The sequence below is a fragment of the Brevundimonas alba genome (assembly GCF_011927945.1).
Classification (GTDB): Bacteria; Pseudomonadota; Alphaproteobacteria; order Caulobacterales; family Caulobacteraceae; genus Brevundimonas; species Brevundimonas alba.
In genome coordinates this window covers 298,563-314,057 of record NZ_JAATJM010000001.1, presented here as the reverse complement: position 1 = coordinate 314,057, position 15,495 = coordinate 298,563, and the positions used below count along the sequence as shown (strand labels likewise).

Sequence of the window (15,495 nt, the reverse complement as noted above, 5' to 3'; positions counted from 1 at the left end):
GATCACCGGCCGTCGAGCAGCGGCTGGATAAGGGGTTCGAAGGCCGCCACGTCGCGCGCCGTCATCGTCTCCGGCACCGGCTGGCCGTTGATGAAAAAGCTCGGCGTCGAATTGACCCCGTCGGCGGAAGACTGCGCCGCCCGGGCTTCCAGTTCCGCGAAAGTCGCTTCGCTGGAGAAGCAGGCGTTCATCTGGTCCCGCGTCAGCCCGCCGGCCTGCCCGGCGGCGGCGAGCCAGCCGACGACCGTCTCCTGCGACGGCGGACCGGGCTGGGCGTGCAACTGCCCCTGGCTCCGGAAGAGCGTGTCCAGCACGACGTCGTATTTGTCCTCCGCCGCGCACCGGGCCATCACCGCCCCGGCGATGGCGACCTGCTGCGGCGGGGTGGGCAGGTCCCGGAACGCGACCCGCACCTTGCCCGTGTCGACATACCGTTCCTTGAAGGCCGGGAAGTCCTCGGTGTGCCAGGCCGCGCAGTGGCTGCACGTCGTCGACAGATAGACCGTCAGGGTGACCGGAGCGTTGGCCGACCCGAGTGTCCGGTCGCCCGCCCGCACCGGCTCCACGCTCTGGGCGAGCGCGAAGGTCGGCGCGGCGAGCGCGGCGAGCAGGATCAGCAGGAACCGGGAAAGCCGCTTCATCGCAGGATCACTTGGCCAGTTCGGCGTCGATCGCCTTCGACAGGTCTTCCATGCTCGGGCCTTCGCCGCCCGGCGTGATCACCTGCGTGCCATTGACGAAGAAGGCGGGCGTGGTGGTCACGCCGGCCTTGGTCGCGGCCGAGGCGCGGTCATCGGCCGCCTTCAGCGCGTCCTCGTCGGTGATGCAGGCCTGAACCTGCTGCTCGCTCAGGCCGACGCCGTTGCCGACCCGCACCAGCGTCCCGCGCGGATCGCCGACGAAGGCGCGCTGGTCGGCCATCAGTTCGTGGATGACCTGGAAATACTTGTCCTCGCCGGCGCAACGCGCCACCGCAAAGCCGGCCACCGCGACCGGAGCCGGCGGGGTCGGCAGTTCACGGAAGACGTAGCGGACCTTGTTGGTGTCGACATAGGCGGCCTTGAAGGCGGCCCAGGTATTCTCCTGCCACGCGGCGCAGTGCGGGCAGGTGACCGAGGCGTATTCGACCACTGTGACCTTGGCTCCGTCCGGAGCCCCGATCGCCATGTCGCCTTCAGCGGCAGCACCTGTGCCGCCGCCTCCACAAGCGGCCAGGCCCATGGCCGCGGTCAGGGCGGCGGCGGTGATGGCCGCGCGGCGGCTCATTGCGGCGAAACGGGTGTTGGCGCTCATCGGGTCGTCCTCACTGGCACGGGATGGTGGAGAGCATCGCGCGATTCCCCGTAAATGCGCGCGCCTGTGTCCGCCGCGGCAGACCGGTCGGAACCAGTCTATCGCTGAACAGCCGATCTAGCCAAAGAAGATCGGCTGCGCCAGCGCGTCCCGTCGTCGCTCCACCGTCTAGGCGCTGGTCGAGCCTCCCGCGGCCCGCCGGCAGGCGGCGAAGGTCCAGACGGCATATCCCAGCATGAACGCCGTCGCGCCGCCCAGCACAACCATCGAGCCGATGTCCGCGATGTCCAGCGGCGCCAGCGTCCAGAGCCCGGCGTAAACCAGCCCGGCCAGCGCCAGCGACCATCCACCGACGCGAAGCACCGACTGTGTCGCCACCTCCGCGCGGGGCGAACTGTTGGGCCGCGCGAGCTGCTTGGGCATCATATTGGCGTAGGCGGCGAGCATCAGGCCAATAAGCACCTGCATGATGCGCCGGCCTCCCTCCTCGCCGACCCATCCGGCCCCCTCCGCATAGGACAGTCCCAGGGCGGCGGTGATGATGAAGGCGGCGAGGGCGATCGCCGGAACGAGGCGGTGGGTCATGAGCGTGTCTCCTTCGGAGGGATGTTGGGGATGTCGGCGGATGGCGCGGCCCCGATGCCGAAGGCCTGGCTGAAACCCAGCAGCGCCTCCTCGAGCACCGACAGCTTCAGCCGGTAGGTGATGGTGACGCCCTGCTTGTGGGCATCGACGAGGTCGGCCTCGCGCAGCACGGCGAAATGCGCCGACATGGTCGGCTTCGAGACCTCGAAATGTTCGCTGAGCTCGCCCGCCGTCATCGGTCGCTGCCGGAGCAATTCCAGCACGCGGCGGCGGGTGGGGTCAGCCAGAGCCTTGAAGACCTTGTTCATGTCTCGATATTTAGCTAATCATCGAAATATGTCAAGCGGAGGTTGCGCATTCCCTCCGTCTTCGCGCTGATTTCAGTCTCCGGCCCGCTCGCGGCCCTTGTGCGGATCGCCCAGCACAGCCCGGCCCAGCCGCTCCAGCGGTCCTTTCAGCGCATCCGGCGCCTCCGCGACCGCCGCCTTCAACTCCGCCTCCTCGTGCGCGGCCAGCGGCTTGGCGCCAGCCCTGGGGCGCGCGGGCTTCGCCAGGCCGACTGGCGCCTTCACCGGCCCCTGCGCGATCCTCAGCTTGTCGACGCTGCCGGGGCCGAGGAACAGGTTCACCCGCTGGAGTATCTCCTCCGACTGGTGCTGCACCAGCAGGGCCGCAGGCCCGGCCACGCGCAGTTCCAGCGTCCCGCCCGCGCCGCCGCGCCCCTTGATCAGCTTCTGCGGCAGGGTCACCCGAGCCAGCCGCTCGCCCACGATCTCGGTCCAGCGCGGCTCCAGCGCCGAGGCCCCCCGGCCGAATTTCGCGTCCAGTTCCTTGATCAGCCCTTGCAGCGCCCGCCCCGCCTTGGGCGCCGGACGGGGAGCCGGGCGCGTGCGTCGCCGCGACAGGATTTCGCGAACCTCGGCGTCGGTGGGCAGCGTGCGGGCCATTTCCGGTTTATAGCGCGGGCGATGCCTTCCGTCCCCGCCGAAGTCCCCAAGTCAGCCGCCGGCGACCGCACCGCCGTCCGCGCGGCCCTGCTCGGCTGGTACGACGCGCACCGCCGCACGCTCGTCTGGCGCGCGGGGCCCGGCGCGGCGCCGCCCGATCCCTATCGCGTCTGGCTGTCCGAGATCATGCTGCAGCAGACGACCACCGCCCACGCGACCCCCTATTTCGAGGCCTTCACCCGCCGCTGGCCGACCGTGTCGGACCTCGCCGCCGCCGAGGACGCCGATGTCATGGCCGCTTGGGCGGGGCTCGGCTACTACGCCCGCGCCCGCAACCTGCTGGCCTGCGCCCGCGCCGTGGCCCGGGACCACGGCGGCGTCTTCCCCGACACCGAGGCGGGGCTGCTCGCCCTCCCGGGCGTCGGCGCCTACACGGCCGCCGCCGTCGCCGCCATCGCCTTCGGCCGCCCGGCCAATGTCGTCGACGGCAATGTCGAGCGCGTCACAGCCCGGCTGTTCGCCGTCGAGACGCCGCTTCCCGCCGCGAAACCGGAGCTGAAACGGCTCGCCGGCTCCCTCGTCACGGACGAACGCCCCGGCGACTGGGCCCAGGCCCTTATGGACCTCGGCGCCACCGTCTGCCGCCCCGGCCGCCCCCTCTGCGAGCGCTGCCCCCTGACGGCGTGGTGCGCAGCCTTTCAGTCCGGCCGGCCGGAACGCTATCCGCTCAAGACAAAGAAGGCCGACCGCCCCCACCGCACCGGCATGGCATGGGTGCTGCGCGACGATCAGGGCCGCATCGGTTTGGTCAGGCGGCCGGACAAGGGACTGCTCGGCGGCATGCTGGGCCTGCCGACCAGCGACTGGGCGGCCGCTCCCGTCGAGACAGCGCCCCCGGTTCCCGCGAACTGGCGCGAGACCGGCTCCGTCGAGCATGTCTTCACCCATTTCGCCCTGACGCTGCAGGTGCGCGCCGGGCAGGGCGGGGGCGATTTCATCTGGCTGCCGGAGGCGGAGGCCCTGGCCTCCCTGCCCACCGTCTTCCGCAAGGCGCTGGAGCGCGGCCTCGCCGGCTGAGCCCTACTGCATACCCGCGCGGACTTCGGCCCGCAGGGTGTCGATCGACCTCAGGCCCTGATCGGACTTGAAGCGCCAGTAGGTCCAGCCGTTGCAGGCCGGCGCGTTCTCGAACAGGGCGCCCATCTTGTGGATCGAGCCGCTCAGCGAGCCGGCCACCAGCGAGCCGTCGGCCCGCACCCGCGCCTCGCGCTCGCCCTTCGGGCAGTACAGCCGGTCGCCGGGCCGCAGCAGCCCTGCCTCGACCAGCGCGCCGAACGGCACCTTCGGCTCGGCCCGCTTGGAGCCCATCACCGCGAGGTCCTCCGGCGCGGCCGGGATCACGGCCTTGATCCGCTTCTCGGCCACCTTGGCGTATCCCTCGTCGCGCTCGATGCCGATGAAATGCCGCCCCAGCCGCTTGGCGGCCGCCCCCGTCGTACCGGTGCCGAAGAACGGGTCCAGCACCACGTCGCCGGGCTTCGTCGCCGCCAGCAGCACGCGGTGCAGCAGGGCCTCGGGCTTCTGGGTCGGATGCGCCTTCTTGCCGTCGGCATCCTTGATCCGCTCCTCGCCCGTGCACAGGGCGAAGGTCCAGTCCGACCGCATCTGTGTGTCTTCGTTGAAGGCCTTCAGCGCGTCGTAGTTGAAGGTGTAGCGCTTCTGCTCGCGGCTCCGCGCCGCCCAGATCAGCGTCTCGTGGGCATTGGTGAACCGCGTGCCCTTGAAGTTCGGCATCGGGTTCGACTTGCGCCAGATGATGTCGTTCAGCACCCAGAAGCCGAGGTCCTGGATCGCCGAGCCCAGCCGGAAGACGTTGTGATAGCTGCCGATCACCCAGATCGAGCCCTCAGGCTTCAGCACGCGGCGGCATTCGGTCAGCCAGGCGCGGGTGAAGGCGTCATAGGCGGCGAAGCTGTCGAACTTGTCCCAGTCGTCGTCGACCGCGTCGACCAGGCTGTTGTCCGGCCGCAGCAGATCGCCGCCCAGCTGCAGATTATAGGGCGGGTCGGCGAAGACCATGTCGACGGATGCGTCGGGCAGGCCCTTCAGCACCTCGATGCAATCGCCCCTCAGAACGACATCGGTCTTCAACCCGGACATATAACTCGGCCCCGTACAGCTTGGAGACCGAGTGGTGAATCATCGCGGTTAAGGCCGGGTTAGCCGCGGCGATTTCCACGGAACGATCAGGGTTCGCCGGGTGTTGGGTTCGGCTCCTGACGAAAGTTCGCCTGATGGTCCTGTTCGCCTTTCTCCAGCGTATCCTCGCGATCGCGTCGATCGCCGTCTTCGCTGTCGCCGCCTGGCTGCTGTGGAGCTGGTACGACGCCGAGCATGTGGCCGAGACGCTGAACCTCGCCGAGCCCTCGAACGCGCGTCTGTGGTGGGGCGGGGCCCTGATGGCCTTCAGCCTGCTGGGCCGCACGCCCATGCTGATGCTGCTCGGACGCGGCGGAACCACCGCGCCCGCCCGTCGCGCCGAAAGCGTCGCGGTCGCCGGCGCCGACGGCTCGGTCCTCCATGTCGAGGTCGAAGGCGCGATGGACGGCCCGATCCTCGTCTTCAGCCACGGCTGGGGTCTGTCGGCCCGCATCTGGGCGGAGGCCCGCGCCGATCTCGGTAAACGCTTCGGTCTGGTGTTCTGGGACCTGCCGGGTCTCGGCCGCTCGGGTCGACCGACCACCGGCTATTCGGTCGAGGCCTTCGCCGAGGACCTGCACGCCGTGGTCGACAGCCTGCCGGAGCATCGGCCCGTCATTCTCGTCGGCCACAGCATCGGCGGCATGATCGTCCAGACCTTCTGCGCCCGTCACCCGGAACTGCTGAACCACCGTATCGCGGGCATCGTGCTGGAGAACACCACCCACACTAATCCGCTGACGACCATGGTGTTCTCGCGCGTCCTCACTCCGCTGCAGCCGCTGATCGAGTTCGCCTGCAAGCTCGAAACCTTCGTCTCTCCCCTGACCTGGGCGATGAACTGGCAGGCCTACCTCAGCGGCTCCAGCCATGTCGCGGCGCGGGTTGTCGGCTTCGGGACTCGGCCGATGCGCGAGCATCTCGAGCGCACCACCCGGCTGATCACCAAGAACTCTCCCGCCGTCCAGGCCCTCGGCAACATCGCCATGTGTCGCTGGTCGGTGACCGACCGACTCGCGAACGTCGACGTGCCCGCGCTCGTCTTCGTCGGTGGACGCGACCTCATCACCAAGGACCACGCGGGCGAAACCATCGCTGAAGCCCTTCCGCAGGGCCGGCTGGTTCGCGTCGAGGACGCCGGTCACATGGGGCCGGTCGAAAAGGCGGCCTTCTACAACGAGCAGATCGGCGACTTCGCCGAGTTCGTCCGCCTGCTGCGCAGCCGCGCCCCGGCACCCACCCGCCGCTCCTTCCTGTCGCCCGACGCCGACCTCGCGCCGCCCGCCCAGCCCGGCGATGGGCCGATGGATAAGGCAAGACCCGCGACCCGGACCCGGCCTGCGGCCCGCCCGATCTAACGCCTGTCGTCCCAGCGCACCCGAGAGAGGGCGGCGAGAGGAACAGTGGGGAGAAACCCTGTCAGGTCATACCCTGCCAACCCTGCCAAACCCGGTCATCTCGCGTCATCCCGGACCCCTCGGAATTGCCGCCCAACCGCTCGATGGCCCGGCTGCGACCGCTTCTGACGCAGGCGCGTGCTTTTCTGTCCGCGGAAGGAGGAAGGCCAGCGCACAACGCCCAAGCGACGCCACCGCGCCAGCACGCGCGGAAATCACCAAGCGCACGAGAGTGTCGGGATGACAGGGTTTCGCGTTTTTCGGTGACAGTGTCGCGCGTCTCGCCGGAACCGTCACAGCGGCTCACGTTTTGTTACACGCTCAGCCTCGCCATGCCGTGCCGCGCGCGGTAAGCGGGGCCATGCACCGCGAGTGGAGCGACTCCGCCGCGTTCGATCACGGCTCAGGGGCTGATGGATGACCAAGTGGGTGTACGGCTTCGGCGGCGGCTCCGCCGATGGCGACGCGTCGATGAAGAACCTTCTCGGCGGCAAGGGCGCGAACCTCGCCGAGATGTCGTCGCTGGGCCTGCCGGTGCCTCCGGGCTTCACCATCACCACCGAAGCCTGCGTCCACTACTATTCGAACGGCCAGAGCTATCCGGCCGATCTGGCGGAACAGGTCGCCGCGGGCCTGAAGACGGTCGAGGGGATCGTCGGCAAGAGCTTCGGTGATCCGAAGAACCCGCTGCTGGTCTCGGTCCGCTCCGGCGCCCGCGCCTCGATGCCGGGCATGATGGATACCGTCCTTAACCTCGGCCTCAACGACGAGACGGTGGAAGGGCTCGCGGCCCTCAGCGGCGATCGGCGCTTCGCCTTCGACAGCTACCGCCGCTTCATCACCATGTACTCCAACGTCGTTCTGGGCCTGTCCCACGATGACTTCGAGGAAGTGCTGGATGATCACAAGGACCGGCTCGGGGTCACCATAGACACCGACCTCTCGGCCTCCGACTGGGAAAAGGTCGTCGCCGACTACAAGCGGGTGGTCGAGGACAACCTCGGTCACGCCTTCCCGCAGGATCCCAACGACCAGCTGTGGGGGGCGGTGTCCGCCGTCTTCGCCAGCTGGATGAACGATCGCGCCAAATTCTATCGCCGCATGCACGACATCCCCGAAAGCTGGGGCACGGCGGTCAACGTCCAGTCAATGGTCTTCGGCAATATGGGCGACACCTCGGCCACCGGCGTCGCGTTCACCCGGAACCCGTCGACGGGCGAGGCCAAACTCTATGGCGAGTTCCTGATCAACGCCCAGGGCGAGGACGTTGTCGCCGGCATCCGCACGCCCCAATCGCTGACGAAGGCGGGGCGCGAGGAGATGGGCGAAACCGCCCCCTCGATGGAAGAGGCGATGCCCGAGGTCTTCGCCCAGTTCGTGGACGTCGTCGGCCGTCTCGAGACCCATTACCGCGACATGCAGGACATCGAGTTCACGGTCGAGCAGGGCCGGCTGTGGATGCTGCAGACCCGCAACGGCAAGCGTACGGCCAAGGCGGCGCTAAAGGTCGCCGTCGATCTCGCGGCCGAGGGCGTGATCTCGCAGGAGGAAGCCATCGGCCGGGTCGAGCCGTCGGCGCTCGACCAGCTGCTGCACCCGACCCTCGACCCGAACGCCGAGCGCAAAGTCGTGGCCGCCGGCCTGCCAGCCTCCCCCGGCGCGGCGACCGGCAAGGTGGTGTTCGATGCCGACGAGGCGGAGCGCCTGTCGCAACTCGGCGACGCGGTCATCCTCGTCCGCGAGGAGACCTCGCCCGAGGACATCCACGGCATGCACGCGGCGCGCGGCATCGTCACCGCGCGGGGCGGCATGACCAGCCACGCGGCGGTGGTCGCCCGCGGCATGGGCCGGCCCTGCGTCTCCGGCGCGGGCGAGATCCAGATCGACAGCCGGGCAGGGACCTTCACCGCCCGGGGCCGCACCTTCCGCGCCGGCGAGGTCATCACCATCGACGGCTCGAAGGGTGAGGTGCTCGACGGCGCCGTGGCCATGATCGAGCCCGAGCTGACGGGCGACTTCCAGACCCTGATGGCCTGGGCCGACAAGGTCCGCCGCCTCAAGGTCCGCGCCAACGCCGAGACGCCGCTCGACGCGAAGACCGCACGCGGCTTCGGGGCCGAAGGCATCGGCCTCTGCCGCACCGAGCACATGTTCTTCGACGACGCCCGCATCGCCGCCGTGCGCGAGATGATCCTGGCCGACGACGAGGCTGGCCGCCGCGCCGCCCTTGCCAAGATCGCGCCGTTCCAGAAGGCCGACTTCGTCGAGCTGTTCCGGATCATGGCCGGCCTGCCGGTCACCGTCCGCCTGCTCGACCCGCCGCTGCACGAATTCATCCCGCACACCGAAGCCGAGATCGACGCCCTGGCCGAGACACAGGGTCTCGACGCCGCCAAGCTGAAGCGGCGGGCGAAGGAACTGCACGAAACCAATCCCATGCTCGGCCACCGCGGCTGCCGTCTCGGCGTCGCCTATCCCGAGATCTACGAGATGCAGGTCCGCGCAATCCTTGAGGCGGCGCTGGAAGTGAAGAAGACCGCGGCCGAGGCGCCCATCCCCGAGATCATGCACCCGCTGGTCGCGCTCGGGCTGGAGATGAAATACCTGCGGGAGCTGACGGACCGCACCGCCGAGGCCGTCTTCGCCGAGGCCGGCGACCGGGTCGAGTATCTGGTCGGCACCATGATCGAACTGCCCCGCGCCGCCCTGCGCGCCGGCGATCTGGCCGAACACGCCGAGTTCTTCTCCTTCGGCACCAACGACCTGACCCAGACCACCTTCGGCATCAGCCGCGACGACTCCGGCCGGTTCCTGCAGGCCTATATGGACAAGGGCATCTTCGAGACCGACCCCTTCGTCCGCCTCGATCAGGAAGGCGTCGGCGACCTGATCCGCATCGCCGCCGAACGTGGCGGCGCGGCGCGCCCGGACATCAAGATGGGCATCTGCGGCGAACACGGCGGCGATCCCGCCTCGATCGCCTTCTGCGAGGAGGTTGGCCTCAGCTACGTCAGCTGCTCCCCCTACCGCGTTCCTATCGCCCGCCTCGCCGCCGCCCAGGCGGCCCTGCACGCGCAGGCCGGGACGGAGCGCGAGAAGGACCGATAGCAACCATTCGCCCAGATAAGGTCACGATTGGCGTATCGGCGTCTGTGCCACCCCGCGCACAGTCGGTTTCAAGTCGTTTCCCGGCACTGGAACGACTTCAATGGAGGCCCATTTGTGTATCCGCTGGATGGGGCTGGTCACCGCAGAAGTGACCACATCTAGAGGATACAAGAAACCATGCGTAACGTTCTTCTCGCGACTGCTGCTCTTACTCTGATCGCCGCCCCGGCCATGGCTCAGGACCCCGCGTCCCGCGTCACCGGCTCGATCGGCTACACCCAGCTGGACGGCGATGACGGCGACCTTGGCGCCGTGACCGGCCGGGTCGGCTACGACTTCACCCGCAACCTCGGCATCGAGGGCGAGGCCTCGGTCGGCGTCAAGGATCAGGACGTCACCTTCGGCGGCGTCAACACCACCCTCGAGCACGAGTACGACGCCGCGGTCTACGGCGTGGCCAAGCTCCCGTTGTCCGAAAACCTCGAGCTCTTCGGCCGCGTCGGCTACGGCACCACCGAGGTGAAGGCCTCGACCGCCGGCTTCGCCGCCACCGAAGACGGTGAAAGCGTCAACTACGGCGTCGGCGCCAACTACTTCATCGACGGCCGCAACGGCATCCGCGCCGACTGGACTCGCCGCGACTTCCAGGAAGACAACGGAGGCGAACTCGACACCTACGGTCTCAGCTTCGTCCGCCGCTTCTAGGGCCGGCACGTATTACGCGAACAGGGAGGGTCCGCCGCTCGCCGGCGGACCTTTTCTCTCTCCGGATGAAGGGCTTGTGACTTCGACGATACACCTTCTGCGATAATTGCTCCTGTCGCGGAATATGGCTCCGCTTCCCTGTCAAAACGGGCGAAAGGGCCCCGGACCGCTATTTCGGCGGATCATTTGGGGGAATCCATGCGTCTGTTCATCCTCGCGGCTGTCGCCGCCTCCGCCGTCGCCCTGCCGGCCGCCGCGCAATCGGGCTACAAGCCGCAAGTCACCGCCTCGGTGGGCTACACCCGCTTCGCCGATGGCAGCCAGGACTGGGACGGCCACTCGGCCGCCGCCCGCGTCGCCGCCCGTTTCCACCGCTATTTCGGCGTTGAAGCCGAGGGCAACATCGGCCTCGGCTCCTCCGACATCGGCGGTGTCGACCTCAAGATGAACCACACGGTCGCGGCCTTCGCCGTCGCCTACTGGCCCCTGTCCGAGAACTTCGACCTGACGGCCCGCGTCGGCTACGGCTCGACCGAGTTCGAAGCCAGCTCCGGCGGCGTGACCGTCTCCGACAGCTTCAGCGGCGCGGCCCTGGGCATCGGCGGCCAGTACTTCTTCGACGAGTCCAACGGCGTGCGCATGGACGTCACCCGTCACGAGTACGAAGAGCTGGACGGCGGCTTCGACGCCGTGTCGTTCGCCTACATCCGCCGTTTCTGATTTCTGTCGGCGAATATGACGAAGGCCCGCGGTGCGCCGCGGGCCTTTTTTGTTGCAGGCGCCGTTATAATGTCAGGCGACGCCGGGCTGCAGCGCCCAGCGCATGGACCCTTCGCCGAAGGGTTTGAAGAACAGGTCGCGGTAGCGCTCGAACACCTCGACGATCCGGTTGGCCAGATCCTGCGCGACGGTCTCGCCGCGCTGTCGCTTCATCGCCGCCACGCACTGGACGACGTCCTTCTGGTGAGCGGAACCGCCCATGCGCTTGAGCACCGCGGCGATGTCCTGCGCCAACGGATCGACCTGCGCTGCCCACGGATTGGTGTTCTGAGTCATTCGGGACACCCCCTTGTTCTCGACACTGGAGAACCGGTCGCAAATACTGGCGGGGGATGCAAGCGTGACCGCGAATTCGTGATCGGGGCGAACCGGCGGAGCCGCGGACCTCGGACCGCGTTTCGGCCCCTATGAACCGACTTCACCTTAGCCTGCTTGCAGGCCTCGCCCTCGCCGCCTGCGGACCCGGCGAGCCCAATCCGCCGACCGAACCGGCGGAGGCGATCGCCACGCCCGAAGCTGCTGCTCCCGCTGGGGCTCCGCCGCCCGGGGCCGGGTCCATCCTGCCCGGTACGGGCCCACGCAGCTTCGTCGGCCGCTGGGCGGCGGACGTCTCATGGTGCCCCAACACCAGCGGTCCGCAGCGACCGATCGAGATCAACGTCACCCGGTTCGAAGGCTATGAGAACAGCTGCGCCATCGGCGAGGTCGACCAGATCGTGGACGGCTATGAGGTCGCGCTGACCTGCACGGCCGAAGGCATGGTCTCCAGCGAACGCATCCGGATGGCCGTATCGGGTCAGACCATGCGGCTAACCTGGCTAAACCGCGACAACGCCGTCGTCACCCTGACGAAGTGCACGACGCTGGAAGATACGCCGGCGACTTAGGCTGCAGGCGCCGCTGCGGGCGCAGGCGTGGCTTCGTCCTCGCTCGCCGGGGGCTGCTCTTTCGGCGACCCGTCGGGATTGAACACCTCGCTCATCCGTTCGACGATCAACTCACGGGTCAGCGGCGGGATCAGCAGGGTCCGCCCCTCTGGCAAGCCGCCGAGAAGCTTGACCCGGGCCGTCCCGTCGACGTTCACGCCGTCCACCTCAAGTCGAACGCCGTTGAGCGCGTGATACTCCCCCTTGCCGGCGGCGTTGAGCTGGACGCGGATGCGGCTTACTTCGCCGAGCGATTGTCTATCCGGACCCGTGAGAAGTTCGAACTCCACGGTCGCCGGAGCCAGCGAGCCGTCCGGCTGCAGCAACCCGCGGGTGGCTCCGTAATAACGCAGGACAACGATCTCGTTGAACTCGCCCAAGGTTCCGGGCTCGACCTGGAAGGTGGCGTTCTCCTCAACCCCTTCGTCGTGCCCGAGGCTCAGGAACTGGAAGCGGCTGGCGGGCAGTTGCGCCATCCAGGCGGGGTTCTCCATCATCCGCTCGGATGTGCCGTCGCCGTCCTTGTCCTCGTAGCAATAGATGTTGCCGCGCGAGAAGGCGTTCTCGGGATTGAACCGCCGCCAGCACCAGTAGTCCCCGGCGGGACCGATTCCCGGCCACAGCGCCGCTCCAACGGGACCGTATTTGGCGGCGTTGTCCACCGAGCGCGTGATCCGCGCCAGTGCGGCCGGCCGAACCGCCTGCTCGAACAGGACGTGTCCGTGATCGATTGACCTGAAATCCGCGTCGGCCTCGACGGCGCCTTGCACGTTCAGGACGGCCTGGGCCGCGACCCGCCCGATCAGCGGTTCCGCCCGGCGGCGAAGATCCGCCGGCAGTTCGTCCCACGTCAGCACGTCTTCAGCCTCAGCGGCCGGGGCTGCTACAGGCGTCTGCGCCACAGCATCCTGCGCAACAGCCTGACCCGCGTGGAGCGCCGCCAAGGCGGCGGTGACTGTCAGAAGCGCGCGCATCAGTAGACCACCCATGTCGTCGTAGTGATGATCTGGAGCATGATCTGGTCCACGTGCGAGGGAATGGTTTCGACGACCCGGTAGCGGACGGAATCGTCGTTGTTGACGCCGAGGATTTCGATCACCGCGCCCTTGACCCGGATCGTGGCCTGCTGCCCGCCGGCCAAGGGGATTCGGCGTTCACCGCCCGCGGCGCTCAGGGGCTGGATGCGTCCGCCTTCGACACGGAAGCCGACGACGGGAACGATGTGGGTGGCGGCGCGGGGCACGTTGCGGCCGTTCAGCATGGCGCGCCCGTGGGGCCGCACGATCTCGTAGCTGATGGCGTATTCGACGCTGGGTCCATCCGCCAGCGGAAGCCTGCTGTAAGGCACGGGAGCCGGCAGTGGCCGACTCGCGCCCGTGCTGAACACGAGCAGCGGAACGCCATTGAACGGCGTCCCGGAATCGATGGCGGAGTCGAACCGGCCGTCATCGTCGGCGTCGACGTAACAAATGAACTGATCGGTGGTCCAGAACGACTGCCGCGATTCCGCGACGGCGCAGTAGGACCACTGGTCGCCGGCATAGGCGCCGAACATGGGCGTCCCGGCAGCGAAGGACTTGTCCTTGAACCAGCCCGCGCTTTCCGCCGGCGCCTCTGCATCGAGCCGGGCGGAACGGACGGACGTCACCGGTTGCGCCAGGAGCGGCTGCCCCTCCCGAGCCGTCCGCTCCGTGCTGTCGACCGCGACGCCATGAATGACGAACGGCGTGGACGGGCGCGAGGCCGTCTGCGCAGCGGCCCCGCCCGCGAACATGCACGCGCCGAGCAACAGCCCGATGCCGAACCTGAAGATCACGTCTGACTCCCCCGAATCCCCCTGCAATCCTTAGCGGTGAGGCGGCGGAGCTACAACTTAGCTGAACAGGAAATGCATCACGTCGCCGTCTTTGACGACGTAGTTCTTGCCCTCGGCGCGCATCTTGCCGGCTTCCTTCGCCGCCTGCTCGCCCTTGAGCGCGACGAAGTCGGCGTAGGCGATGGTTTCGGCCCGGATGAAACCCTTTTCAAAGTCGGTGTGGATCACGCCCGCGGCCTGCGGTCCGGTCGCGCCGATCGGAATGGTCCAGGCGCGCGCCTCCTTGGGGCCGACCGTGAAATAGGTCTGCAGGCCCAGCAGGGCGTAGGCTTCGCGGATCAGGCGGTTCAGGCCGGGCTCTTCCAGCCCCATGCTCTCGAGGAACTCGGCCTGTTCTTCGGCGTCGAGAACGGCCAGTTCGGAATCGATCTTGGCCGAGATGACCACGGCCTTGGCGTTGTCGGCGGCGGCGCGCTGGGCGACCAGATTCGACAGCTCATTGCCCTTGTCGGCCGAGGCCTCGTCGACGTTGGCGACGTACAGGGCGGGCAGGGACGTCAGCAGCTGCAGCATGTGCCACGCCTTCTGGTCCTCCTTGTCCACCTCGACCACGCGCGCCGGCTTGCCCGCGCGCAGCGGCGTCAGGGCCATGTTGATGAGGCGCAGCGTCGTCTGGGCTTCCTTGTCGCCGCCCTTGGCGCGCTTCTCGACGTTGACGACGCGCTTCTCGAGGCTTTCGAGGTCGGCCAGCATCAGCTCCGTCTCGATGATCTCCAGATCGGAGATCGGATCGATGCGGTTCTCGACGTGGGTGATGTCGTCGTCGACGAAGCAGCGGGCCACGAAGGCGACGGCGTCGCAGTCCCGGATATTGGCCAGGAACTGGTTGCCCAGTCCCTCGCCCTTGGACGCGCCACGCACCAGACCGGCGATGTCGACGAAGGTGATACGGGCCGGGATGATCTCCTTCGACCCGGCGATGGTCGCCAGCACGTCCAGCCGCGGCTCCGGCACCGCCACGTCGCCCGTGTTCGGCTCGATGGTGCAGAACGGGTAGTTGGCGGCCTGCGCCGCCGCCGTCTTGGTCAGGGCGTTGAACAGGGTGGACTTGCCGACGTTGGGCAGGCCGACGATCGCGACTTTCAGAGCCATGGGGGCGGGGTGTTCCTTGGTGAGCGCGAGCCTTTAGACGGTCGCGGCCGATTTGTCAGTCCGATGCGGCGGCGCTCAGTGCGAGGCGCTGCCCGAATCAGCGATGGCGGGCTGTCCCACCGCGGCTGTCACCTCCACCGGCTCGGCCGTCGCGAACGTGAGCGTCAGCGGGACCGTGTCCCCAACCTTCAGCGGCTCCTCGACGCCCAGCAGCATGATGTGGTTGCCGCCCGGCTTCAGCTCGACAATCTGGCTCGCGGGGAGGGCAAGGCCGTCCTTGAGCTCGAGCATCATCATCATATTGCTCTCCATCCGGCTCTCATGGACCTGGGCGCGGCCGGCCAGGGGCGTGGAGAGGCTCACCAGACGATCGTCCGCGCTCGCCTTGAGCGTCAGGTAGCAGCCGGTCGAATGGCGGCCGACCGGCGTCGGACGGCACAGGGCGCCGGAGACCTCGACCGTGGCGGCGCCGGCCGGTGCGGCCTTCTCTTTCGGGGTGCAGGCAGCCAGGCCGGCGACCAAGGCTATCAGGACGACAGGGAAAGAGGCTCGGGCCATCTGGAGGGCTTTCTGTGAAGATCGCGGGG

Annotated in this window: 17 protein-coding genes; 6 read left to right on the top strand and 11 right to left on the bottom strand. The window is 68.3% G+C overall.

Annotation, left to right across the window (positions count from 1 at the left end; all coding sequences use genetic code 11):
• Positions 1–2 precede the first annotated feature (2 nt).
• The 5 genes from GGQ87_RS01445 to GGQ87_RS01425 form a co-directional block, all read right to left on the bottom strand.
• The gene (locus tag GGQ87_RS01445; RefSeq protein WP_168044942.1) at positions 3–641 is read right to left on the bottom strand and encodes a thioredoxin domain-containing protein; all 639 of its coding nucleotides are present in this window, start codon (positions 639–641) and stop codon (positions 3–5) included.
• Between the two features lie 7 nt (positions 642–648).
• The gene (locus GGQ87_RS01440) at positions 649–1,293 is read right to left on the bottom strand and encodes a thioredoxin domain-containing protein (protein WP_168044941.1); all 645 of its coding nucleotides are present in this window, start codon (positions 1,291–1,293) and stop codon (positions 649–651) included.
• A 168-nt stretch (positions 1,294–1,461) separates the two neighbouring features.
• Positions 1,462–1,878 carry a hypothetical protein gene (locus GGQ87_RS01435; RefSeq protein ID WP_168044940.1) on the bottom strand — a complete coding sequence of 139 codons (417 nt, stop codon included), beginning with the start codon at positions 1,876–1,878 and terminating at the stop codon, positions 1,462–1,464.
• Positions 1,875–2,186: an autorepressor SdpR family transcription factor gene (locus GGQ87_RS01430; RefSeq protein WP_168044939.1), complete on the bottom strand. Its 312-nt coding sequence runs from the start codon at positions 2,184–2,186 to the stop codon at positions 1,875–1,877. The genes GGQ87_RS01435 and GGQ87_RS01430 overlap by 4 nt, the downstream gene beginning before the upstream one ends.
• 72 nt (positions 2,187–2,258) lie before the next feature.
• Positions 2,259–2,825: a DUF721 domain-containing protein gene (locus GGQ87_RS01425; RefSeq protein ID WP_168044938.1), complete on the bottom strand. Its 567-nt coding sequence runs from the start codon at positions 2,823–2,825 to the stop codon at positions 2,259–2,261.
• Positions 2,826–2,846: 21 nt separating this feature from the next.
• On the opposite strand from GGQ87_RS01425, the gene mutY reads away from it, so the two are divergent.
• Positions 2,847–3,902 carry an A/G-specific adenine glycosylase gene (gene mutY / locus GGQ87_RS01420; protein WP_168044937.1) on the top strand — a complete coding sequence of 352 codons (1,056 nt, stop codon included), beginning with the start codon at positions 2,847–2,849 and terminating at the stop codon, positions 3,900–3,902.
• A gap of 3 nt (positions 3,903–3,905) precedes the next feature.
• Here the strand turns inward: mutY and GGQ87_RS01415 are convergent, their stop codons facing one another.
• On the bottom strand, positions 3,906–4,985 hold the full coding sequence (locus GGQ87_RS01415) for a site-specific DNA-methyltransferase (protein WP_168044936.1): 1,080 nt from the start codon (positions 4,983–4,985) through the stop codon (positions 3,906–3,908).
• Between the two features lie 134 nt (positions 4,986–5,119).
• Here GGQ87_RS01415 and GGQ87_RS01410 point away from each other — a divergent pair, with 134 nt between their 5' ends.
• From GGQ87_RS01410 to GGQ87_RS01395, 4 genes are all read left to right on the top strand, one after another.
• On the top strand, positions 5,120–6,382 hold the full coding sequence (locus GGQ87_RS01410; protein WP_168044935.1) for an alpha/beta fold hydrolase: 1,263 nt from the start codon (positions 5,120–5,122) through the stop codon (positions 6,380–6,382).
• A 456-nt stretch (positions 6,383–6,838) separates the two neighbouring features.
• Positions 6,839–9,529, top strand: a complete 2,691-nt coding sequence (gene ppdK, locus GGQ87_RS01405; protein WP_168044934.1) for a pyruvate, phosphate dikinase — start codon at positions 6,839–6,841, stop codon at positions 9,527–9,529.
• Positions 9,530–9,706: 177 nt separating this feature from the next.
• Positions 9,707–10,234 carry a porin family protein gene (locus GGQ87_RS01400; protein ID WP_168044933.1) on the top strand — a complete coding sequence of 176 codons (528 nt, stop codon included), beginning with the start codon at positions 9,707–9,709 and terminating at the stop codon, positions 10,232–10,234.
• A 198-nt stretch (positions 10,235–10,432) separates the two neighbouring features.
• On the top strand, positions 10,433–10,954 hold the full coding sequence (locus GGQ87_RS01395; protein WP_168044932.1) for an outer membrane beta-barrel protein: 522 nt from the start codon (positions 10,433–10,435) through the stop codon (positions 10,952–10,954).
• A gap of 72 nt (positions 10,955–11,026) precedes the next feature.
• On the opposite strand, the gene GGQ87_RS01390 is transcribed toward GGQ87_RS01395, so the two are convergent.
• Complete coding sequence (locus GGQ87_RS01390; RefSeq protein ID WP_168047218.1) at positions 11,027–11,290, bottom strand: hypothetical protein; 264 nt, start codon at positions 11,288–11,290, stop codon at positions 11,027–11,029.
• Positions 11,291–11,421: 131 nt separating this feature from the next.
• On the opposite strand from GGQ87_RS01390, the gene GGQ87_RS01385 reads away from it, so the two are divergent.
• Positions 11,422–11,901, top strand: a complete 480-nt coding sequence (locus tag GGQ87_RS01385; protein WP_168044931.1) for a hypothetical protein — start codon at positions 11,422–11,424, stop codon at positions 11,899–11,901.
• On the opposite strand, the gene GGQ87_RS01380 is transcribed toward GGQ87_RS01385, so the two are convergent.
• From GGQ87_RS01380 to GGQ87_RS01365, 4 genes are all read right to left on the bottom strand, one after another.
• Positions 11,898–12,914, bottom strand: coding sequence for a hypothetical protein (locus GGQ87_RS01380; protein ID WP_168044930.1), 1,017 nt, complete (start codon positions 12,912–12,914; stop codon positions 11,898–11,900). The genes GGQ87_RS01385 and GGQ87_RS01380 overlap by 4 nt on opposite strands.
• A complete protein-coding gene (locus tag GGQ87_RS01375; RefSeq protein WP_168044929.1) occupies positions 12,914–13,756 on the bottom strand; it encodes a hypothetical protein in 843 nt (280 codons plus the stop codon). The genes GGQ87_RS01380 and GGQ87_RS01375 overlap by 1 nt, the downstream gene beginning before the upstream one ends.
• Positions 13,757–13,813: 57 nt before the next feature.
• On the bottom strand, positions 13,814–14,908 hold the full coding sequence (gene ychF / locus GGQ87_RS01370; protein WP_168044928.1) for a redox-regulated ATPase YchF: 1,095 nt from the start codon (positions 14,906–14,908) through the stop codon (positions 13,814–13,816).
• 75 nt (positions 14,909–14,983) lie between these two features.
• Positions 14,984–15,466: a copper chaperone PCu(A)C gene (locus GGQ87_RS01365; RefSeq protein WP_168044927.1), complete on the bottom strand. Its 483-nt coding sequence runs from the start codon at positions 15,464–15,466 to the stop codon at positions 14,984–14,986.
• Positions 15,467–15,495: the final 29 nt, after the last annotated feature.